Raw genomic sequence first — 21,817 nt, forward strand, 5'->3', positions numbered from 1 at the left:
CTTGCACATGCACGGCTGGGTAAGCACGCGAAAATCCGCTTCCGATAGCTCAGCCTAGGCCAATTCAACGCACTTGTTGCAGGTGCCCGTAAAGTTTGGCGTAAAGCCCGCCATCCGCGATCAACTGCTGATGGTCGCCGTCTTCGGCAATGTGACCGTCATCAAAGACCAATACTCGATCAGCTTGCTTCACCGCCGACAGACGGTGGGCGATGATCAGTGTAGTACGCCCGCTGAGAAATCGCGCCAGCGCCTGATGCAGGTTGTACTCGGTGGCCGCGTCCAGCGCCGAGGTGGCCTCGTCGAGTATCACCACCTTGGGTTCGGCCAGCACCATGCGCGCGATTGCCAGCCGCTGGCGCTGCCCGCCGGAGAAGCGCACACCGGAGCGCCCCACCACACTGTCCAGCCCCAGGGGCAGGGCCTTGACGGTCAGATCCAGTTGAGCAATTTCCAGGGCCTGCCAGCAGGCCTCGTCACTACGCTCGCGGCCCATGGTGAGATTGGCGCGCACCGTGTCGTTGAACAGCGCCGGATGCTGCAGCACCACCGCCACGTTTTCGCGGATGGTTTCAAGGCCAATGGCCTGCTGGGTTGCACCGCCGAACCGGATGCTGCCGGCCTGCGCCGTGTACAGCCCGAGCAGCAGTTGCACCAGGGTACTTTTGCCGCCGCCGCTGGCGCCGACAATCGCGACCTTTTCACCGGGCGCGATGGTCAGGTTCAACTGGTTCAGCACCAGGTCTTCGCCGTAGCCAAAATCAACGCCGCGCACGTCGATACCGACCGTCTCATGCCCGCTGAACGGGTCTTCGCCGCCGGCGTACTGCGGCTCGTCGGCACGCGCGAGCAGCTCGTTGATCCGCGTGAGCGCACCGCCCGCTGCATAGTAGGCGTATTGCAGGTTCAGCAACTGTTCCACCGGACCGATCATGAACCACAGGTAGCTGAACACAGCGAGCATCTGGCCGATGGACAGATCGGAAAACAGCACCGTGAGCATCGCCGCCGCGCGGAAAATATCGATACCGAACTGGAACAACAGGCCACTGGCGCGGCTGGAGGCGTCGGTTTTCCATTGCGAGTGGATCGCGTAGTCACGCACTTCCATGGCGCGCTGGCCCAGGCGTCCAAGAAAGAAGCCCTGGCGATTGCCGGCGCGCACTTCCTGAATGGCGTCGAGGGTTTCGGTGAGCGCCTGGGTGAAGCGCGAGGTGCTGTCGTTCTCCAGCTTCTTGAGGTGCTTGACGCGCTTGCCCAACTGCACCGTGAAGTAGATCACCAGCGGGTTGAACAGCAGAATCAACAGCGCCAGCTGCCAATGCATCCACACCAGAATCGCCGAGGTGCCCACCAGCGTCAGCATTGCCACCAGAAAACGGCTGAGGGTTTCGCCGACGAATTTGTCCAGAGTATCCAGGTCGGTGACCAGGTGCGTGGTCACGGTGCCGCTGCCCAGGCTTTCGTATTCGCCGAGGGAGATGCGCTTGAGCCGTTCGATCAGGCGCACGCGGATGCGGTACACGATGTCCTTGGCCAACCGCGCAAACAGCCGCGCCTGCACCACGTTGAACACCAGCGCGCCACAGCGCAGGGTCAGGGTCACCAGCAGCATCAGGCCGATGTAGCCGGCAGCTTTTTGCCACCCCAGAGGCAATGCGTGGTTCATCACCTTGAGCGCGGCATCGCCGCTGCCCAGCAGCACTTCGTCGACCAGCAGCGGCAGCAGCAGGGGAATCGGCACGCTGCACAGGGTCGCCAGCACGGCAACGCCATTGGCGATCCACAGGGATTTCTTGTGACGCAGGGCCAGGCGGCGAATTTCCGCCCAGGTCAGGCGGTCAGTGCGAGGAGGCAGCTCAGGCACTGGTGGCTCGCTCCAGCCATCGACTCAACAATGGCGAAAGCTCGGACAACGGCTGGTAGCCGTTGGTCAGCAAGGCCAACTGGCCATCGCGCTCGGCCAGCAACGTCGGGAAACCGGCGATGCCCAGGTCCTGCACCCAGCTGAAATCCGCCGCCGTCGCCGCATGCTGCTCGGCACGGTCGAAAGCACCGGCAAACTCGATGCGCGGGATGCCCGCCTGTTCGGCCAACGCCACCAGCACGCTGGCCAGGGTCACATCGCGGCCCTCGACATAAAACGCCCGCTGGATCAGCCCCAGCAGGATCCACGCGCAATCCGGCGCCAGGCTGCGCGCGGTGACGATGGCGCGGCAGGCAGGTTCGGTGTCGTAGACAAAGCCGTCGGGCAAGGCCCCTTCGCGTTTGAACGGCTGGCCGGTGGCGTCGGTGACGGCCTGCCAGTGTTCAAGGATGTAGCGCCGAGTGGTCGGCTCCAGCGCCGCGCCGCTGCCGGTACGCAGGCCGCCCACCACCAGGTGCACGTCCACGCCGGCCGCCTGGGCCTGCTCAACCAGTGCCTGCGCCACCGGGGCAAAGCCCCAGCACCAGGAACACATCGGGTCCATCACATAGAGCAGGCGCGCGGACATGGGTCAGGCCTCGGAGGGGGTTTGCTTGTAGTTGAAGCCAATCGGATGCGGCAGGTTGCGAGCCTTGGCCAGCTCGATCTGCTTCTGCCGGTCGATGGCGCTGCGACGGGTTTTCTCCGGCAGCTTATCCCAGCAATGCGGGCAACTGATGCCGGCCACATAGTGCTCGGACGCACGGTCCTCGACGCTGACCGGTGTGCGGCAGGCGTGACACTGATCGTAGTCGCCTTCGCTGAGGTCGTGGCGCACGGTCACCCGGTTGTCGAACACAAAGCAGTCGCCTTGCCATTTGGTTTCTGCCTGCGGCACTTCTTCGAGGTACTTGAGGATGCCGCCCTTGAGGTGGTAGACCTCATCGAAACCCTCGCCGAGCATGAAGCTGGAAGCCTTCTCGCAGCGAATGCCGCCGGTGCAGAACATCGCGACTTTCTTGTGTATGGCCGGGTCGAAGTGGGCTTTGATGTAGTCGGGAAACTCGCGAAAGCTGGTGGTCTTCGGGTCAATCGCGCCTTCGAAGGTGCCGATGGACACTTCGTAGTCGTTGCGGGTGTCGATCAACAGCACCTCGGGGTCGCTGATCAGCGCATTCCAGTCCTGCGGTTCAACGTAGGTGCCGACCTTTTTGTTCGGGTCGACGCCTTCGACGCCCAGGGTCACGATCTCTTTCTTGAGCTTGACCTTGGTGCGGTAGAACGGCTGGTCGTCGCAGTAGGACTCTTTGTGGTCGATGTCGACCATGCGCGGGTCTTGCTTCAACCAGGCCATCAGGCCGTCAATGCCTTCGCGGCTGCCGGATACGGTGCCGTTGATGCCCTCTTCGGCAATCAGCAGGGTGCCCTTGATGCCGTTGTCGACCATTGCCTGCAGCAGTGGCTCGCGCAGGGCGACGTAATCTTCGAGAGTGACGAACTTGTACAGTGCCGCCACGACGATGGGGTGGGTCATGGGTGTTCTCTCCAGGTGGCTACCCTCGTAAGGGGTGAACCGGATGCCAAAAAAAACGCGCCGACTGAGCGGCGCGTTGCGGATTCTATCAGGGAAAACCCGTCAATGTCCGCCGGCGCAGGTCGGCGAGGCCGGGGCTGCGTCGATTTTCGCCCATTCTTCAGGCGTGTAGGTATGCAGCGCCAGCGCATGAAACTCGCTCATCAGGTCACCCAGGGTGGCGTAGACCGTCTGGTGGCGCTTGACGCGGTTGAGCCCCTCGAACTGCTGGCTGACCAGCACGGCCTTGAAGTGGGTCTGCAACCCACGGCTGTGCATGTGGCTTTCATCCAGCACGCTCAGGTGTTGCGGGCTCAGGACGGCGAGCGCGGTTTCGATACGCTGTTGCATGGTCATGCCTGCTTACTTCTTCTTGGCCGGTGCGGCGGCTTTGGGCGTCAGCTCGTTGGTCATGTCTTCCAACAGCTTGTTCACCACCGGCACGGCGCTTTCCAGTTTGGCCTGGGTCATCTGGGCCGATTGCTGAGTCAGCTGCGGCATTTTTTCCAGCACCTTCTTGCCCAGCGGCGACTGGTAGAACGCAACCAGGTCCTTGAGCTCGGACTCGCTGAAGTTGGTGGTGTAGAGCTTGACCATGTCGGGTTTCAGCTTCGGCCAGCCGATGGCCTGGTCGAGCGCGGCGTTGGCCTTGGCCTGGTAGCTGTCCAGCACGGACTGCTTGGCGGCAGGCGCCTTGGTCTGTTCGAAACGCTGGGCGAACATTTGCTGCACTTGCATGTACACCGGGGTGCCCAGCTTGTCGGCATGGGCCAGGGTAAGGAAGGCTTCGGCACTGGCGTTGTGGCTGGCGGTATCGGCAAAAACCTGGCCGCTGGCGCAAACCAGAGCAACCGCGGTACAGATGGCACGAAGACGAGTCATCGAGTTTCCTTTTCTACAGGCGAGGTAAAACCCCAAGGGCGACCATTCTGCGCCTAAAAAACCTCGCGGCTCAACCCCAGGCCCTGTCGGACAAGGATCAGCGCCGCTTAATCCGATGAAAAGTCTTTTATGGAACCCCCCAGGCCCATCACGGCCTAAACTGCGCTGACTGACTTCAAGGAGAGTGCCCGAATGAGCCGTATCGAAACCGACAGCCTGGGAGACGTTAACGTCCCGGATGATGCTTACTGGGGCGCCCAGACCCAACGTTCGCTGGTGAATTTCGCCATCGGCGAGCAACGCATGCCGCTGGCGGTGTTGCACGCCCTGGCCCTGATCAAGAAAGCCGCCGCGCGGGTCAACGACCGCAACGGCGACCTGCCCGCCGACATCGCCCGCCTGATCGAGCAGGCCGCCGACGAGGTGCTCGCCGGCAACCACGACGACCAGTTCCCGCTGGTGGTATGGCAGACCGGCAGCGGCACTCAGAGCAACATGAACGCCAACGAAGTGATCGCCGGGCGCGCCAACGAACTGGCCGGCAACAACCGTGGCGGCAAGAGCCCGGTGCATCCCAACGATCATGTGAACCGCTCCCAGAGCTCCAACGACTGCTTCCCCACCGCCATGAGCATCGCCACCGTAAAAGCGGTACACGAACAATTGCTGCCGGCAATCACCGTATTGTCCGGCGGCCTGGCGGAACTGGCGGCGCGACACATGAAGCTGGTCAAGACCGGCCGCACCCACATGATGGACGCCACGCCGATCACCTTCGGCCAGGAGCTCTCGGCCTTCATCGCCCAGCTCGACTACGCCGAACGCGCCATCCGCAGCGCGCTGCCCGCCGTGTGCGAGCTGGCCCAGGGCGGCACTGCCGTCGGCACCGGGCTCAACTCGCCCCATGGTTTTGGCGAAGCGATCGCCGCCGAGCTGGCTGCCCTTTCCGGCTTGCCGTTCGTGACCGCGCCGAACAAATTCGCCGCCCTCTCCGGCCACGAGCCCTTGGTGACCCTGCACGGCGCGCTGAAAACCCTGGCCGTGGCCCTGATGAAAATCGCCAACGACCTGCGCCTGCTCGGCTCCGGCCCCCGCGCCGGCCTGGCCGAAGTCAAACTGCCGGCCAACGAACCCGGCAGCTCGATCATGCCCGGCAAGGTCAACCCCACCCAGTGCGAAGCCCTGTCGATGCTGGCCTGCCAGGTGCTGGGCAACGACGTCACCATCGGCATCGCCGCTAGCCAGGGCCACCTGCAGCTCAACGTGTACAAGCCGGTGATCATCCACAACCTGCTCGAATCTATCCGCCTGCTGGCCGACGGCTGCAACAACTTCCAGGAACACTGCATCGCCGGCCTGGAACCGGACGCCGAACAAATGGCCGAACACCTGGAACGCGGCCTGATGCTCGTCACCGCGCTGAACCCGCACATCGGCTACGACAAGTCCGCACAGATCGCCAAAAAAGCCTATGCCGAAGGCCTGACCCTACGCCAGGCCGCACTGGACCTGGGCTACCTCACCGACGAAGAATTCGACAAATGGGTACGCCCTGAAAACATGCTGGAAGCCGGCCATTAAAAAGCCCTTGATCCGCTCTTGATCTTGATCTCAGGCGCCCCGTCAACCACGCTGGCCGAACGCAGGCTTGAATCCGTGGGTAACCCGGCAGGACGCCGGGTTAGCCGCACTGGGCCAGGGATGGCCCATTGCGGCGGCCCACGGATTCAAGCCTGTGTTCGGGCACACCGAGCCTGAGCGAGGTGCCGAGTGGTGGGGCGAAGCGTTTTCGGTTACTTTTTGCGCTCTTCAAAAAGTGACCCGCCGTAAGGGCGGAACCACTAGCCGCCATAACCGCAGCAACGGATATGTACACAATAAAGCCGCCATAGGGAGCAAGCCCCCTCCCACATTAGGAAGCCAGTCTTAACCGACGAGCCCTGAGCCCCGCAATCAAAGAAGGCGCCAAAGCAACCATCGCCGACCCCATCACCACCACCAACGCCCCAAAATACCCCACCGCATTAATCTCCTCAGCCTGCACAAACCCAGGCCACCACCACGCCGCCAACGCCACCGCCACAAACGTCACCAACGGCGTCAACGCCAAGGTCGCACTCACCCGGGAAGCCTCCCAGTGCGCCAGCGCCTCCGCAAACGCCCCATACGCCACCAACGTGTTCATGCAGCACGCCAGCAACAACCCCCCCTGCAACGGACTCAACGCCAACGCCTCCAGCGGCTGCGCCCACGGCGTCAACAACGCCGCGCAAAACAGATAAATCACCATCATCACCTGCAGCGAATTCCACACCGTCAGCAACTGCTTCTGCCCCAGCGCGTAAAACACCCAGATCGTGGTCGCCAGCAGCACCGTCAACACCCCGGCCGTATAAGTGCCCATGGACGTGAGCAACTCCGCCAGGCGCTGATTGAAGAACAACCCGAAACCCACAATCAACACGACCAACCCCAAGCCTTGCCCCAGGCTGAAGCGCTCCTTGAACACAAACACACTGGCGACCATCAGAAAGATTGGCCCCATCTGTACCACCAGTTGCGCGGTGCCGGGGCTGAGCATCTTCAGGCCCACCAGGTACAGCACGTAGTTGCCCACCAGTCCGCACACGGCCATTGCTACCAAGACGCCGCCCCTGGGGCCCAGCACCTTCAAACTGGGCAAACGCCGGGTCGCCGCCAGGTAGATGAAGAGGCAACCGCCGGCCACCATCAGGCGAAACCAGGTGACGGTGATCGGGTCCATCACCTGCAAGACCTGTTTGAGCTTGATCGGGAGAATGCCCCAGAGCAATGCAGTCAGCAGGGTCAGGAGAAAACCGTAGACCCAGCGACCGGAAGAGATGTGCATGAGTTGCCCCAAATGCCTGAGGTAGAAGAGCCTGCATTCTAGGGCCAAGCAAACAGATCGGGCTATGCCCTAATGCCGTTCAGTCAAGCGCAGATCCCCTGTGGCGAGCAGGCTTGTCCTGCGTTGGACTGCGCAGCAGCCCCAAAACCAGGCGCTGCCGTATCAGGTACACCGCGTTTTGCTGAATTGGGGGCGCTTCGCACCCCAACGCGGGGCAAGCCCGCTCGCCACAGAGGCTCCAGTTTGCTGCGCGACAGCGCTAAGTCGAAGACTTGGCGGAGCCTCCCGCATGGCTTCAGCGCACGGCTTCAAAGAGTCCGCTCGCGCCCATGCCGCCGCCCACGCACATGGTGACGATGCCATAGCGCAGATCACGCCGCTGCAGCTCACGCACCAGGTGCCCCACCTGTCTCGAACCGGTCATGCCGAACGGGTGGCCGATAGCGATAGCGCCGCCATTGACGTTGTACCTGGCATTGTCGATTTCCAGCCGGTCACGCGCATACAGGCACTGGGATGCGAAGGCTTCGTTGAGCTCCCACAGGTCGATATCCGCCACCTGCAAGCCTTTCGCCTTGAGCAGTTTGGGCACCGAGAACACCGGCCCGATGCCCATCTCGTCGGGCTCGCAGCCGGCCACGGTAAAGCCACGGAAAAACGCCTTGGGGTTGAGCCCCAGAGCCAGCGCTTTCTCCAGGCTCATCACCAGGGTCATCGATGCACCATCGGACAACTGCGACGCATTGCCCGCCGTCACCGAGCCGTCTTCGGCAAACACCGGCTTCAAGCCACTGAGGCTGGTCAGGGTGGTGTCGGGGCGGTTGCAATCGTCGCGGTCGACCACACCGTCGAGGATCTGCACCGCGCCCGTGTCCTTATCCTCGACCCGGTACTTGACCGCCATCGGCACGATTTCATCATCGAACAGGCCATCCGCTTGCGCCTGCGCGGTGCGCTGCTGGCTTTGCAGCGCATACGCGTCCTGCGCTTGGCGGCTGACGTGGTAGCGGCGCGCGACGATTTCGGCGGTCTGGCCCATGGGAAAATAGATGCCCGGCACCTGTTCCTTGAGCAACGGGTTGATCAGGTTGTCAGTGTTGATGCTCTTCAGGGTCAGGCTGATGGACTCGACGCCGCCGGCGACAATGATCTCGCTGCAGCCCGAGGCAATCTGGTTGGCCGCCATGGCAATCGCCTGCAGACCGGATGAACAGAAGCGGTTGAGCGTCATCCCCGCCGTACCGGTGCCCAACCGCGACAGCACCGCCACGTTGCGCCCGATGTTTTGGCCCTGGGCGCCTTCGTTGGAGGCCGCGCCGACGATGCAGTCTTCCACCGTCGCCGGGTCAATGCCGTTGCGGGTGAGCAGCGCGTTGACGCAATGGGCCGCCATGTCATCCGGGCGAGTCTGGTTGAACTTGCCGCGAAAGGACTTGGCCAGGCCGGTTCGCACGCTGTCGACGATCACTACTTCACGCATGGGCTACCTCGATCTTGTGGTTGTTGGCAGATCAATCGAGGATAGATCCAGACCTGCCCCACCGCGATGATCATTCACCCGGCCTATACAAACGCATGGTGATCAGGCTGCCTGTGGCAAGCGGCCGACAGTTATTTCTTTTTCTTCTTCCCGCGCTTGCCAGCGTGCTCGAACGCCTCTTCCAGCGCCCGGTTGATCGTGCGCAACACCTTGACCCGCGCCCAGCGCTTGTCGTTGGCCTCCACCAGCGTCCAGGGCGCGACCTCGGTGCTGGTGCGGTCGACCATATCGCCGACGGCGGTGCGGTAGGCGTCCCACTTGTCGCGGTTGCGCCAGTCGTCCTCGGTGATCTTGAAGCGCTTGAACGGAATCTCCTCGCGCGCCTGGAAGCGTTCGAGCTGGGTCTGCTTGTCGATGGCCAGCCAAAACTTGACCACGATCACCCCGGCGTCGCGCAGTTGCTCTTCGAAGTCGTTGATCTCGCCATAGGCGCGCATCCAGTCGGCCGGGGTGCAGAAGCCCTCGACCCGCTCCACCAGCACACGGCCGTACCACGAGCGGTCGAACACGGTGAACATGCCGCGCGCCGGAATTTTCTGCCAGAAGCGCCACAGGTAGGGTTGGGCGCGCTCGTCCTCGCTGGGCGCGGCAATCGGCACGATGTGGTACTGGCGCGGGTCCAGCGCGGCGGCGACGCGGCGGATGGCGCCGCCCTTGCCTGCCGCGTCGTTGCCCTCGAACACGGTGACCAGCGCGTGGCTGCGCATGCGCTTGTCACGCATCAGGCCGGAGAAGCGCGCCTGCTCGGTGATCAGTTGTTCTTCGTAATCGTCCTTGTCCAGGCTCAATGTCATGTCGAGGCTGTCGAGCAGGCTTTTCTGGTCGACCGAGGCCAGCAACGGTGCGGGGTTCATGCCGCTGGTTCTGGCCATGGGCAACTTCAATGCACTGTGCAGGCCCTCGAGGAGAATTTTGCCCACGGTGAGGCTGCGGTAGTGCGCGTCGACGCCCTCGATCACGTGCCAAGGCGCATAGTCACGGCTGGTGCGGCGCAGGATGCGTTCGCCAAAATGGACAAACTTGTCGTAAGTCTTCGATTGCTGCCAGTCCAGCGGGCTGATGCGCCAGCTGTGCAGCGGGTCGTCGGCCAACGACTTGAGCCGCGCCTTCATTTGCTTTTTGGACAGGTGGAACCAGAACTTGAAGATCAGCGCGCCTTCGTCACACAGCATTTTCTCCAGCCGCTCGGCACCGGCAATGGCCTGGTCCAGCCGGGCATCCTTGATCTGCCCGTGCACCCGGCCCTGCAGCATCTGGCTGTACCAGTTGCCGAAGAAAATGCCCATGCGCCCCTTGGCCGGGAGCTGGCGCCAGTAGCGCCAGGCCGGCGGGCGCGCCAGTTCTTCGTCGGTCTGCTGGTCGAAGGTGCGCACCTCGATCAGGCGCGGGTCCATCCATTCGTTGAGCAGTTTGACGGTTTCGCCCTTGCCGGCGCCTTCGATGCCGTTGATGAGGATGATCACCGGGAAGCGTTTCTGCTGGTGCAGCTCGTACTGCACGTCCAGCAGCGCTTCACGCAGCGCGGGAACCTCTGCCTCGTAGGTGTCTTTGTCGATGGCGTGACCGATTTCGGCGGATTCGAACATGGGCAGCTCCGTTTCAAGATGGCTCAAGACTAGCGGATTGGGCAACGACGCGCGGGAGGAAATTCCACCAGCGTCTGTGATGGGGCAAATCATTGCCGGTCGATCGGCTAGAATGGCCGCCTTGCCTTTGCCGAGCCGCCCATGAACCCCGTAACCCACGCCCAGCTCGACTGGGACGACCAAGGTCGCCCGCACTCGCGGGTCTTCGACGACGTGTACTTTTCCGACAAATCGGGCCTTGAAGAAACCCGCTATGTGTTTCTGGAACAGAACCGTTTGCAGGAGCGCTTTGCCGCCTTGCCTGCGGGCGGGCGGCTGGTGATCGGCGAGACAGGCTTTGGCACCGGGCTGAATTTTCTATGCGCCTGGCAGTTGTTCGAAGAGTACGCTGTGGCTGGCGCGCGCCTGCATTTTGTCAGTGTCGAAAAATACCCGCTGAGCCATGCCGACCTGCAACGCGCCCTCGCTCTCTGGCCGGAACTTGCGCCGTTCGCCGAACAGCTGCTGGCCCACTACATTGCCATCCACCAGGGCTTCCAGCGCCTGATACTGGACAACGGCCGCGTGACCCTGACCCTGTTGATCGGCGACGCCCTGGAGCAATTGCCGCAACTGGACGCCCAGATCGATGCGTGGTTTCTCGACGGGTTTGCCCCGGCGAAAAACCCGGACATGTGGACCGCCGAGCTGTTCGCCGAACTGGCACGCCTGGCCGCGCCGGGGTCGACCATCAGCACCTTCACCAGCACCGGCTGGGTACGCCGGCTGATCAATGCCGCCGGGTTCAAGATGAAACGCACGCCGGGCATCGGGCATAAATGGGAAATTTTGCGCGGTGAGTTTCTTGGCTGGCCGTTGGAAACCCCGGCGGCGCCCGGCATCAAGCCCTGGTTCGCCCGCCCTGCCCCCGTGCTCGGTGAGCGCAAGGCCCTGGTGATCGGCGCCGGCCTGGCCGGCTGCGCCACCGCCGCCAGCCTTGCCGCCCGAGGTTGGCAGGTGAGCCTGCTGGAGCGGCATGATGCCGTGGCCCAGGAAGCCTCGGGCAACCCGCAAGGCGTGCTGTACCTCAAGCTCTCGGCCCATGGCACGGCGCTGTCGCAGATGATTCTGGCCGGGTTCGGCTACACCCGTCGCGTGCTTGAGCACCTGCAGCGCGGCGTGGCATGGGACGGCTGCGGCGTGCTGCAATTGGCCTTCGATGCCAAGGAAACCGAGCGCCAGGCACAACTGGCCGAGGCCTTCGCGCCAGGCTTGCTGCACCAGCTCGACCGAGAACAGGCCCAGGCTCGCGCCGGGGTCGCACTGGCGCACGGCGGGCTGTTTTTCCCGGAGGGCGGCTGGGTCCACCCGCCCGCCTTGTGCGCATGGCAAGCGCAGCGCGGCGGTATCACCGTGCTGACGCATCACGAGGTGCTGGACCTGCGCAACATCAACGGACGCTGGCAAGCCTGGGAAGGCGAGCGGCTGCTCGGCGATGCACCGGTGGTGGTCCTGGCTGGCGCTGCCGAGGTGCAACGTTTCGCCAACCTGCCGCTCAAGCGCATCCGCGGGCAGATCACCTCGCTGGCGCAAACCGCCGAAAGCCAGGCCCTCGCCACGGTGGTGTGCGCCGAAGGCTATGTGGCCCCGCCACGCCTGGGTGAGCACACCCTTGGCGCCAGCTTTGACTTCAAGAGCGATGACCTCACGCCCACCGCCGCCGAACACGCCGGCAATCTGGAACTGCTCAGGGATATTTCCGTGGACCTGGCCCAACGCCTGCGCGTCGACAGCCTCGACCCGGCCACGGTGCAAGGCCGTGCGGCCTTTCGCTGCACCAGCCCGGACTACCTGCCGATTGTCGGGCCACTGGCCGACGCGGCCGCCTTTGACCAGGCCTATGCCGGCTTGCGCAAGGATGCGCGCCAAGTGCCCGCCATCGTCTGCCCGTGGCTTGACGGCCTGTATGTCAACAGCGGCCATGGCTCGCGCGGCCTGATTACCGCGCCCTTGTCGGCCGAGCTGCTCGCCGCCTGGCTGGACAACGAGCCCTTGCCGCTGCCACGCAGCGTCGCCGAAGCCTGCCACCCCAATCGCTTTGCCGTGCGCAGCCTGATCCGTAGCAATGCGCCCGTTCCACGCTGACGGCGTTTTGCCTTATAACTTATTGTTCTAAAACTCCACGTATAGCACCGGGTCAGTTTCTGGGTACGCGCCCTCTCGGGCGTATTGAGTATTGACCCTCCCCAACGGAAAAACCGGTAAGGAATTTATGTGCGGATTAGCTGGAGAATTACGTTTCGATGCCCAACCTGCCGACCTGGCAGCGATTGAGCGCATCACCCATCACCTGGCCCCGCGTGGCCCCGATGCCTGGGGCTTTCATGCCCAGGGGCCGGTTGCCCTGGGCCATCGGCGCCTGAAGATCATGGACCTGTCGGACGGCTCGGCGCAGCCGATGATCGACGCCCAATTGGGGCTGTCCCTGGCGTTCAATGGTGCGATCTACAACTTTCCGGAATTGCGTCAAGAGCTGGAAGCCCTGGGCTATGCCTTCTATTCCGGCGGCGACACCGAGGTGCTGCTCAAGGGCTACCACGCCTGGGGCGAAGCGCTGCTGCCCAAGCTCAACGGCATGTTCGCCTTCGCCATCTGGGAGCGTGATGCCCAGCGCCTGTTCATCGCCCGTGACCGCCTTGGCGTCAAGCCGTTGTACCTGTCGCGCACCGGCCAGCGCCTGCGCTTTGCTTCGGCGTTGCCGGCGTTGCTCAAGGGCGGCGACATCAACCCGATCCTCGATCCGGTGGCGCTGAACCATTACCTGAATTTCCACGCCGTGGTGCCTGCGCCGCGCACCTTGCTGGCGGGCATTGAAAAACTGCCCCCGGCGACCTGGATGCGCATCGACGCCAACGGCACCACCGAACAGAAAACCTGGTGGACCCTGCCCTACGGCCCCCATGAGGATGAGAAAAACCTGAGCCTGCAGGATTGGACCGACCGTGTGCTCGACAGCACCCGCGAAGCCGTGGCCATTCGTCAACGGGCGGCAGTGGACGTGGGCGTGCTGCTCTCCGGCGGGGTCGATTCGAGCATGCTCGTCGGCTTGCTGCGTGAAGTGGGCGTGCAGGACCTGTCGACCTTCTCCATCGGCTTTGAAGATGCCGGCGGCGAGCGCGGCGACGAATTCCAGTATTCGGACCTGATCGCCAAGCATTACGGCACGCGCCATCACCAATTGCGCATTGCCGAAAGCGAGATCATCGAACAACTGCCGGCGGCGTTCCGCGCCATGAGCGAGCCGATGGTCAGCCACGACTGCATTGCCTTCTACCTGCTGTCGCGGGAAGTGGCCAAGCATTGCAAGGTGGTGCAGAGCGGCCAGGGCGCCGACGAACTGTTTGCCGGCTACCACTGGTACCCACAGGTGGACGGCGCCAGCGATCCATACGCGGCCTATCGCGAGGCGTTCTTCGACCGCAGCTATGACGATTACGCCGCCACCGTCGCGCCACAATGGCTGACCGCCAACGACGCCGCCGGGGATTTTGTGCGTGAACACTTTGCGATGCCCGGTGCCGATGCCGCCGTGGACAAGGCCCTGCGCCTGGACAGCACGGTGATGCTGGTGGACGACCCGGTCAAACGCGTCGACAACATGACCATGGCCTGGGGCCTGGAAGCGCGCACGCCGTTTCTGGACTATCGCCTGGTGGAACTGTCGGCGCGGGTGCCGGGTAAATTCAAGCTGCCCGACGGCGGCAAGCAGGTGTTGAAAGAGGCGGCGCGCCGGGTGATCCCGAGCGAAGTCATCGACCGCAAGAAAGGCTATTTCCCGGTGCCGGGCCTCAAGCATTTGCAGGGCGATACCCTGAACTGGGTGCGCGAGCTGCTGCTGGACCCGAGCCAGGATCGCGGCCTGTTCAACCCGGCCATGCTCGACCGCCTGCTGACCGACCCGCAAGGCCAACTGACCCCGCTGCGCGGCTCCAAGCTGTGGCAGCTGGCGGCGCTGAACCTGTGGCTCAGCGAACAAGGAATCTGATTGATGAAACAGAATGCCGCGGCTTACAGCCAACGCTTGCTCAAGGGCCAGGCACCCACCTACGAGCGCCTGCAAGCCCGCCTGGCCGAGGATGGCAATTCGCAGAGCCCCGGCCGTATCGCGGTGCATTGCGGCTGGGGGCGGTTGTTGATCGGCCATACCTTCCCGGACCCGGCGAGCCTGGCCGAGGAACTGCTCAACGAACAAGCCGGCGAGCGCGACATTGCGCTGTATGTGGCCGCGCCCCAGCAGATCCTCGGGATTGATCCGCAGCAGTTGTTCCTCGACCCGTCCGACACCTTGCGCCTGTGGTTCAGCGACTACCGCCCGGCCACTCGGGTGTTTCGCGGCTTTCGCATTCGCCGGGTGCAGAGTGAGACCGACTGGCAGGCAGTCAACCGCCTGTACCAGGGACGCGGCATGTTACCGGTCGATGCCGAACGCCTCACGCCACGCCATCAGGGCGGTCCGGTGTACTGGCTGGCCGAGGACGAAGACAGCGGCGCCGTGATCGGCAGCGTCATGGGCCTCAATCATCAGAAAGCCTTCAACGATCCGGAGAACGGTTGCAGCCTGTGGTGCCTGGCGGTGGACCCGCAGTGCACGCGCCCAGGCGTTGGCGAGGTGCTGGTGCGCCACCTGGTGGAGCACTTCATGAGCCGTGGCCTGAGCTACCTCGACCTGTCGGTGCTGCACGATAACCGCCAGGCCAAGAGCCTTTACGCCAAGCTGGGCTTTCGCGCGCTGACCACTTTTGCGATCAAGCACAAGAACGGCATCAATCAGCCGCTGTTCCTCGGCCCTGGCCCGCAGGCGGGGTTCAATCCCTATGCGCGGATCATTGTCGAAGAGGCGCATCGGCGCGGCATCGATGTGCAGGTGGACGACGCCGACGCCGGCCTGTTCACCCTCAGCCATGGCGGGCGTCGTGTGCGTTGCCGCGAATCGCTGAGCGACCTGACCAGCGCCATCAGCATGACGTTGTGTCAGGACAAGAGCCTGACCCACAAGGTGCTCAAGGCTGCCGGCTTGAACGTGCCCTCGCAACAACGGGCGGGCAGTGCCGATGACAACCTGGAGTTTCTCGACGAACACCAGCGCATCGTGGTCAAACCACTGGATGGCGAACAGGGCCACGGTGTGGCGGTGGACCTGCGCACCATCGAAGACGTGCAGCAGGCCATCGAAGCGGCGCGTGCGTTCGACAGCCGCGTGCTGCTCGAAAGCTTTCACGAAGGCCTGGACCTGCGCATTCTGGTGATCGGTTTTGAAGTGGTGGCCGCAGCGATCCGCCGCCCTGCCGAAGTCACCGGCGATGGTCAGCATTCCATCGGTGCGCTGATTGAAGCGCAGAGCCGGCGGCGTCAGGCGGCTACCGATGGCGAAAGCAAGATCCCCGTGGATGCGGAAACCGAACGCACCCTGCACGCCGCCGGCTACGACTACGCCAGCATCCTGCCCCGGGGCCAGACCCTGGCCGTGCGCCGCACCGCCAACCTGCACACCGGCGGTTGCCTGGAAGACGTCACCGCGATCCTGCACCCGACGCTGGTGGACGCTGCCGTGCGAGCCGCTCGCGCCCTGGACATTCCCATGGTGGGCCTGGACCTGATGGTGCCCGCCGCCGATCAACCCGAGTATGTATTTATCGAGGCCAACGAACGGGCCGGCCTGGCCAATCATGAGCCGCAGCCGACTGCCGAGAAATTTGTGGATCTGTTGTTTCCACACAGCCAGTCAACGGTTTGAGAGAGGCGCTGCCTGATCGGCCGCCTCGCGGGCAAGCCCGCTCCCACAGGTTGACCGCATGCCACTGTGGAAACCGGCTTGCCCGCGAAGGCGCCGATACCGGCGCCACCCTCCCTCAGGCCTGCCACTTCACCAGGAGTCCTTATGACCCGAACCATCCCCGAACCGGACCTGAATTACCTGCAGAAAGTGCTGCTGGAAATGCTCGCCATTCCCAGCCCCACCGGCTTTACCGACACCATCGTGCGCTATGTCGCCGAGCGTCTGGAAGAACTCGGCATTCCATTTGAAATGACCCGGCGCGGCACCATTCGTGCCACCCTCAAGGGCCAGAAAAACAGCCCAGACCGCGCCGTGTCGGCGCACCTGGACACCATCGGCGCCGCCGTGCGCGCGATCAAGGACAACGGCCGCCTGACCCTGGCCCCGGTGGGTTGCTGGTCGAGCCGATTCGCCGAAGGCAGCCGCGTCAGCCTGTTCACCGATAACGGCGTGATCCGTGGCAGCGTGTTGCCGCTGATGGCTTCCGGGCACGCGTTCAACACCGCCGTCGACGAAATGCCGGTGAGCTGGGACCACGTGGAACTGCGCCTGGACGCCTATTGCGCGACTCGTGCCGACTGCGATTCGCTGGGCATCAGCGTGGGCGACTACGTAGCCTTCGACCCGCTGCCCGAGTTCACCGAGAGCGGGCACATCAGCGCACGACACCTGGACGACAAGGCCGGCGTGGCTGCCCTGCTCGCAGCACTCAAGGCGATCATCGACAGCGGCGAGCCGTTGCTGATCGACTGCCACCCGCTGTTCACCATCACCGAGGAAACCGGCAGCGGTGCCGCGGCCGCCCTGCCGTGGGACGTGAGTGAATTCGTCGGCATCGATATCGCCCCGGTCGCGCCCGGGCAGCACTCCAGCGAACATGCGGTGAGTGTGGCGATGCAGGATTCCGGTGGGCCGTATGATTATCACCTGTCGCGTCATCTGCTGCGCCTGGCGGCGGACAACGACCTGCCGGTGCGCCGCGACCTGTTCCGCTATTACTTCAGCGATGCGCACTCGGCGGTAACCGCCGGCCACGACATTCGCACCGCCCTGCTGGCGTTTGGTTGCGACGCGACCCACGGTTATGAGCGCACCCACATCGACAGCCTGGCCGCGTTGAGCCGTCTGCTGGGTGCTTACATTCTCAGCCCGCCGGTGTTCGCCAGCGATGCGCAACCGGCCCAGGGTTCACTGGACAGGTTCAGTCATCAGATCGAGCATGAAACGCAAATGGAGAGCGACACGCGCGTGCCGTCGGTGGACAGTCTGGTCGGGAACAAGACCTGATACTGGCAACCAGGGTCCCGGCGCAGTAGCATCGCCGGGACCCGCTACCTGAGGCTTGTATGCTGATTCCCTACGATGCACTTGAAGTCGACACCCTGACCCGCCTCATCGAAGATTTCGTGACCCGCGACGGCACCGATAACGGTGACGACACGCCCCTGGAAACCCGTGTATTGCGCGTGCGCCAGGCGCTGACCAAGGGCCAGGCGCTGATCGTGTTCGACCCCGACAGCGAGCAATGCCAGTTGATGCTCAAGCACGATGTGCCCAAGCATCTGTTTGACTGACACCTTGCAATCAGGGGTTGGGCACCGGCACCGGATGGGTGTTGGCGTCCTGGCTACGCCGGATTTTCTGGTAGACCTCGGCACGATGGACGTTGACGCCCACCGGCGCCGCGACGCCAAACTTCACCTGGCCTCCATTGAGTTCAAGAATGTGCAGAGCAATGTCATCGCCGATGGCAATGATTTCGCCCACAGCGCGGCTTAATACCAGCATGTCGGTTGTCCTTTTCGAATGACAGGACGTTGACCATGCGCGCTTGGGGCGTGTCGCGACAATGGCGCGCGATCAAATCAGGCCTTGCCTACATTAGCGGGTAATTTGCCTGACAGACCGCGCTCAAATCAGCCTTTAACGGACTGCGCCTTGGCGCGCATCTTGTCGGCCATGGTGGTCATTTCGTCATACAGCACCTGTGGATTTTTTTGCTTCAACGCCCAGGCCATGCGGCCCTGCTCATGGGGCAGAATCATGAACTCGCCTGCCGCCACGCGCTGGTAGATGTAATCGGCGATGTCCGCCGCCGAAATCGGTGAGCTTTCGAGCAGCTTGCCTACCTGCGCTTTCATCGCCGGGGTGGGCCCGCGAAACGAATCCAGCAGGTTGGTCTGAAAAAACGACGGGCACACTACGTGCACCCCCACTTCCTGCTGCTTGAGCTCCACCAGCAGGCTTTCCGACAGCGCCACCACACCGGCCTTGGCCACGTTGTAATTGCTCATGGCCGGGCCCTGCATCAAGGCGGCCATCGACGCGATATTGATGATGCGGCCCTTGCTCTTTTCCAGCAGCGGCAGGAACGCCTTGCAGCCCTTGACCACGCCCATCAGATTGATCGCGATCTGCCAGTCCCAGTCTTCCAGCGATAATTCGGCGAAAAAGCCACCGGAGGCCACGCCGGCATTGTTGACGATCACGTCGATACCCTCCAGCTTGACCTCGCACGCTTGGGCGAAAGCTGTGAGCTGACTGTAGTCGCGCACGTCGCAGCGCTGGGTGAAGCCGTCACCGCCCGCCTCGCGCACCCTTTTCAAGGTTTCCTGCAGGCCCGGCTCGCTGACGTCCGACAAGGCCAGCTGCCACCCCTCACGGGCCCAGCGCAGAGCGATTTCACGACCCAGGCCGGACCCGGCGCCAGTGATCATCATGCGATTTTGCATAGGAGAGCTGCCTTGTGGTTCACGGAAGAAGTGAGCGGCAGTGTAGCGAAGGATTTTGCGCCAACCACGCACCATCAGGGTGATGAATGCCGCAGGCAAACCTTCGGCCCGGTCGGGTACCCGGCCAACGTTCAAAGGTCATTTTCTTCAACTAACGGGAAGGTTTTTGTGCAGTGAAAAAGAAATAAGCAACTAATCGAAATACTTTAAAAAATTACTGAATTTTTTATCGCAGCCTCCAGTCCGAGTTGTTAAGGCGTACGCAAGTAATGGTAGGAGCCTATTGTTAAATAACCGGTCTCGCTGAAGGCCTATAAGGAAATAAAACCATGAGCCTCATTCTGATCATTATCCTGATTCTGCTGCTGGTCGGCGGCCTGCCAGTGTTCCCGCACTCGCGTAACTGGGGTTACGGCCCGTCGGGTATCCTGGGCGTTGTCCTGGTAGTACTGGTGGTGTTGTTGTTGCTCGGCCGCATCTAAAAGCCGGACAAAAAAAGAGGCCTTTTAAAGGCCTCTTTTTTATTGCCCGTGAATCAGTCGGGCTTGCCGTCCACTACGCCGGCGGTGTTATCCAACAGGCTCTTGGTGGCCGTCTGCAGGAACGATTCAAGTTTCTGCTTCAGTGCGGCTTCGTCCGGCGATTCAGCAATTACTTTGCCGGTCGGGTTCGCGCCCAGTTCGTATTGCCACAACTTCGGCGGCATTTCCTTGGGCAATACCAGCACGCGGTCGCCGGTGAGCAAGGCCACGGTCTGGTCGCTGCCCGAAGGTTTGATCACGCCGAAGCCCTTGTCGCCTTCCGGCAGGTTCAGCAGGTCGCGGCCCCAGCACTGGTGCAGGGTGTCGCCACCGAGGCGGCCCATGATGGTCGGCACGATGTCGATCTGGGTGCCCACGGTGTGGTCACGCTCGCCGAATTTTTCCTGCATGCCCGGTGCAATCATCAGCATCGGCACGTTGAAACGGCCCAGGTCCATTTCGGTGATCTGCTGCTCGTTGCCAAACCCGTGGTCACCCACGATCACGAACAGGGTTTCCTTGAAGTACGGCTCCTTGCGCGCCTTTTCAAAGAACTGGCCCAGGGCCCAGTCGGAGTAGCGCATCGCCGTCAAATGCTCGTCGAGGCTGCCACGGCCGGTCACCTTGTCCACCGGCAAGGGGTTGGGCAACGCGTACGGCGTGTGGTTGGACAGGGTTTGCAGCAGCGCGTAGAACGGCTTGCCGCCTTCACGGGCTTTGAGCTCTTCGAGGCCACGGTTGAACATGTCCTGGTCGGACACGCCCCACGTCGGGTCGGAGAACACCGGGTCGACGAAGTCGTTGCGCCCGATGAAGTTGGTCATGCCCTGGTTGCTGAAGAAGCCCGACTGGTTGTCCCAGGCGAAATCGCCGTTGTAGACATACACATCGTTGAAGTCACGCGCGCTGAGCAACTGGGGCAGGCCCGACAGCTTGTGGCTGCCTTCCGGGGTCTGCATCAGGTACTCGAAGCCCGGCAGGTTCGGGAAGCAGGCCATGGTGGCGAACATACCCTGGTGGGTGTGGGTGCCGTTGGAGAAGAAGCGGTCGAACAGCAAGCCTTCCTTTGACAGTTTGTCGAAGTAAGGCGTGATGTTGCCCGGACGGCCCAATGCTCCCACCGAGTGACCGGCGAAGCTTTCCATCAGGATCACCACGACGTTCTTGATCGGCAGGGTCTTCTCGGCCGGTGGCGTGTAGTCGCGGCGCACGGCGGCGGTGTCGGTATCCACCAGTTTTTCGCTCGGCAGTACCAGCATGTCGCGCACGGTTTGGGTGGCCAGCGGCTGTTCCAGGGTGGCTTTCCAGACGTTGTCGCGGTGCTCGGAGAAACGTGCCTTGGCGGCGCCGATCAACGACAGCGTACCGTTGAGGCCCAGCTGGTTGGCGAAGTTGGAATCGGTGGTGTACACGTCACCCCAGCGCAGCGGCGGGCCCTGGCGCAGGGTGCCACGGGCGGCAACCACGGCGATCAGCAGGCACACCACAAACACGGCGATGCGGCTGTACCAGGGCGCCACCTGGCGGGTGCCAATACTGCCGCCGCTGAACGGGCCGCGCGGGCGGGTGGCGCGGTCGGCGCCCTTGAACGCCATGCTCAGGATCAGCGTGCCCACGGCCCAGGCCAGCAGGTAGCGCACCACCGGAAAACCGTACCAGAGCATGCTCACGACGGTCTTGGGGTCTTCCTTTACGTACTGAAACACCAGGCCGTTGAGGCGCTGGTGGAACTCGCGGTAGAAGTCCATCTCCATCAGGCCCAGGAACAGCGCGATGCTCGAGGCAACGGTGAGCCACAAACGGAAGAACCCGCGCGCCGCCATGGCTCGCACGCTGAACAGCGCCAGCAACAGTGGGATCAGCAGGTACACCACCAGGCGCAGATCCAGGCGCAGGCCATTGGCGAACGCTTCGAAGAAGGTCGCGGCGGGTGTGTCGAGGATCATCTCGCGGTTGTAGACCAGCAGCGCCAGGCGCAGCAGGGAGAACATCACCATCATGACCAGTGCGCAGAGCAGCGTATAAGCCAGATGGGATTTGACGGTCGGTTGCAGCAGGCGATTCGAAGCTCGCTGCTGACTCAGGGCGTCCGGGTTTGCCATGTCGTTTTCAGGACCCATTGGAAGTTAAGTGACGAAGCATTGCAGTGGCGCGAATGGTGCCCGATCAGTGCCGGCAAGGCTATTAATTACTGAACGAGTGCCGCTGCCACGCCTTTAAAGGCGCCCAAGGCAGACCCTTGGCCGGAAGATACGGCCGGCGAATTCTCTTAAATAAAATGTGAAAATTCTGTGCAGCGAATATTTCGACACACAAATCTCCCCCGGCACCGTAATGCACATGTGGGAGGGGGCTTGCTCCCGAGAGCGGTGTTTCAGTACCAGATTGACTGG

18 protein-coding genes are annotated in these 21,817 nt (G+C 62.9%); 7 read left to right on the forward strand and 11 right to left on the reverse strand.

Translation table 11 applies throughout. From position 1 onward, the window contains the following. Nucleotides 1-64 precede the first annotated feature (64 nt). The 5 genes from TU79_RS11535 to TU79_RS11555 all read right to left on the reverse strand — a co-directional run bounded on the left by TU79_RS11535 (nt 65) and on the right by TU79_RS11555 (nt 4,361). The gene (locus tag TU79_RS11535; RefSeq protein WP_162276095.1) at nt 65-1,858 is read right to left on the reverse strand and encodes an ABC transporter ATP-binding protein; all 1,794 of its coding nucleotides are present in this window, start codon (nt 1,856-1,858) and stop codon (nt 65-67) included. A gap of 1 nt (nt 1,859) precedes the next feature. After that, on the reverse strand, nt 1,860-2,495 hold the full coding sequence (locus TU79_RS11540) for a DsbA family protein (RefSeq protein ID WP_057008088.1): 636 nt from the start codon (nt 2,493-2,495) through the stop codon (nt 1,860-1,862). A gap of 3 nt (nt 2,496-2,498) precedes the next feature. After that, on the reverse strand, nt 2,499-3,440 hold the full coding sequence (trhO, locus tag TU79_RS11545) for an oxygen-dependent tRNA uridine(34) hydroxylase TrhO (protein ID WP_057008089.1): 942 nt from the start codon (nt 3,438-3,440) through the stop codon (nt 2,499-2,501). Between the two features lie 102 nt (nt 3,441-3,542). After that, nucleotides 3,543-3,836 (reverse strand): BolA family protein, encoded by a 294-nt coding sequence (locus TU79_RS11550; protein ID WP_057008090.1) that lies wholly within the window; start codon nt 3,834-3,836, stop codon nt 3,543-3,545. Nucleotides 3,837-3,842: 6 nt separating this feature from the next. Next, a complete protein-coding gene (locus tag TU79_RS11555) occupies nt 3,843-4,361 on the reverse strand; it encodes a DUF2059 domain-containing protein (RefSeq protein WP_003236690.1) in 519 nt (172 codons plus the stop codon). Between the two features lie 192 nt (nt 4,362-4,553). Between TU79_RS11555 and TU79_RS11560 the strand changes: the two genes are divergently transcribed. Next, nucleotides 4,554-5,942: a class II fumarate hydratase gene (locus TU79_RS11560; protein ID WP_057008091.1), complete on the forward strand. Its 1,389-nt coding sequence runs from the start codon at nt 4,554-4,556 to the stop codon at nt 5,940-5,942. A gap of 331 nt (nt 5,943-6,273) precedes the next feature. Here the strand turns inward: TU79_RS11560 and TU79_RS11565 are convergent, their stop codons facing one another. The 3 genes from TU79_RS11565 to pap form a co-directional block, all read right to left on the reverse strand. Further along, the gene (locus TU79_RS11565) at nt 6,274-7,230 is read right to left on the reverse strand and encodes a DMT family transporter (protein WP_057008092.1); all 957 of its coding nucleotides are present in this window, start codon (nt 7,228-7,230) and stop codon (nt 6,274-6,276) included. Nucleotides 7,231-7,525: 295 nt separating this feature from the next. Then, nucleotides 7,526-8,710: a thiolase family protein gene (locus TU79_RS11570; protein ID WP_057008093.1), complete on the reverse strand. Its 1,185-nt coding sequence runs from the start codon at nt 8,708-8,710 to the stop codon at nt 7,526-7,528. Between the two features lie 131 nt (nt 8,711-8,841). Beyond that, complete coding sequence (gene pap / locus TU79_RS11575) at nt 8,842-10,356, reverse strand: polyphosphate:AMP phosphotransferase (protein WP_057008094.1); 1,515 nt, start codon at nt 10,354-10,356, stop codon at nt 8,842-8,844. Nucleotides 10,357-10,497: 141 nt separating this feature from the next. Between pap and mnmC the strand changes: the two genes are divergently transcribed. The 5 genes from mnmC (at nt 10,498) to TU79_RS11600 (ending at nt 17,745) form a co-directional block, all read left to right on the forward strand. Then, the gene (gene mnmC / locus TU79_RS11580) at nt 10,498-12,480 is read left to right on the forward strand and encodes a bifunctional tRNA (5-methylaminomethyl-2-thiouridine)(34)-methyltransferase MnmC2/FAD-dependent 5-carboxymethylaminomethyl-2-thiouridine(34) oxidoreductase MnmC1 (protein ID WP_057008095.1); all 1,983 of its coding nucleotides are present in this window, start codon (nt 10,498-10,500) and stop codon (nt 12,478-12,480) included. Between the two features lie 127 nt (nt 12,481-12,607). Further along, nucleotides 12,608-14,380 (forward strand): N-acetylglutaminylglutamine amidotransferase, encoded by a 1,773-nt coding sequence (locus TU79_RS11585; RefSeq protein WP_057008096.1) that lies wholly within the window; start codon nt 12,608-12,610, stop codon nt 14,378-14,380. 3 nt (nt 14,381-14,383) lie between these two features. Beyond that, a complete protein-coding gene (gene ngg, locus TU79_RS11590; protein WP_057008097.1) occupies nt 14,384-16,129 on the forward strand; it encodes an N-acetylglutaminylglutamine synthetase in 1,746 nt (581 codons plus the stop codon). Between the two features lie 144 nt (nt 16,130-16,273). Then, nucleotides 16,274-17,458, forward strand: a complete 1,185-nt coding sequence (locus TU79_RS11595) for an osmoprotectant NAGGN system M42 family peptidase (RefSeq protein ID WP_057008098.1) — start codon at nt 16,274-16,276, stop codon at nt 17,456-17,458. A 59-nt stretch (nt 17,459-17,517) separates the two neighbouring features. Continuing rightward, complete coding sequence (locus TU79_RS11600; protein ID WP_003236706.1) at nt 17,518-17,745, forward strand: YheU family protein; 228 nt, start codon at nt 17,518-17,520, stop codon at nt 17,743-17,745. A gap of 10 nt (nt 17,746-17,755) precedes the next feature. On the opposite strand, the gene csrA is transcribed toward TU79_RS11600, so the two are convergent. Both csrA and TU79_RS11610 read right to left on the reverse strand, forming a co-directional pair. Then, the gene (gene csrA / locus TU79_RS11605; RefSeq protein ID WP_057008099.1) at nt 17,756-17,959 is read right to left on the reverse strand and encodes a carbon storage regulator CsrA; all 204 of its coding nucleotides are present in this window, start codon (nt 17,957-17,959) and stop codon (nt 17,756-17,758) included. A 128-nt stretch (nt 17,960-18,087) separates the two neighbouring features. Further along, a complete protein-coding gene (locus tag TU79_RS11610; protein ID WP_057008100.1) occupies nt 18,088-18,903 on the reverse strand; it encodes an SDR family oxidoreductase in 816 nt (271 codons plus the stop codon). Nucleotides 18,904-19,232: 329 nt separating this feature from the next. Between TU79_RS11610 and TU79_RS25270 the strand changes: the two genes are divergently transcribed. After that, complete coding sequence (locus TU79_RS25270) at nt 19,233-19,385, forward strand: DUF3309 family protein (RefSeq protein ID WP_003236711.1); 153 nt, start codon at nt 19,233-19,235, stop codon at nt 19,383-19,385. Nucleotides 19,386-19,438: 53 nt separating this feature from the next. Here the strand turns inward: TU79_RS25270 and TU79_RS11615 are convergent, their stop codons facing one another. Then, nucleotides 19,439-21,526, reverse strand: coding sequence for an LTA synthase family protein (locus TU79_RS11615; RefSeq protein ID WP_057008101.1), 2,088 nt, complete (start codon nt 21,524-21,526; stop codon nt 19,439-19,441). Nucleotides 21,527-21,817 lie beyond the last annotated feature (291 nt).

This window comes from Pseudomonas trivialis (genome assembly GCF_001439805.1).
GTDB classification, from domain to species: Bacteria; Pseudomonadota; Gammaproteobacteria; order Pseudomonadales; family Pseudomonadaceae; genus Aquipseudomonas; species Aquipseudomonas trivialis.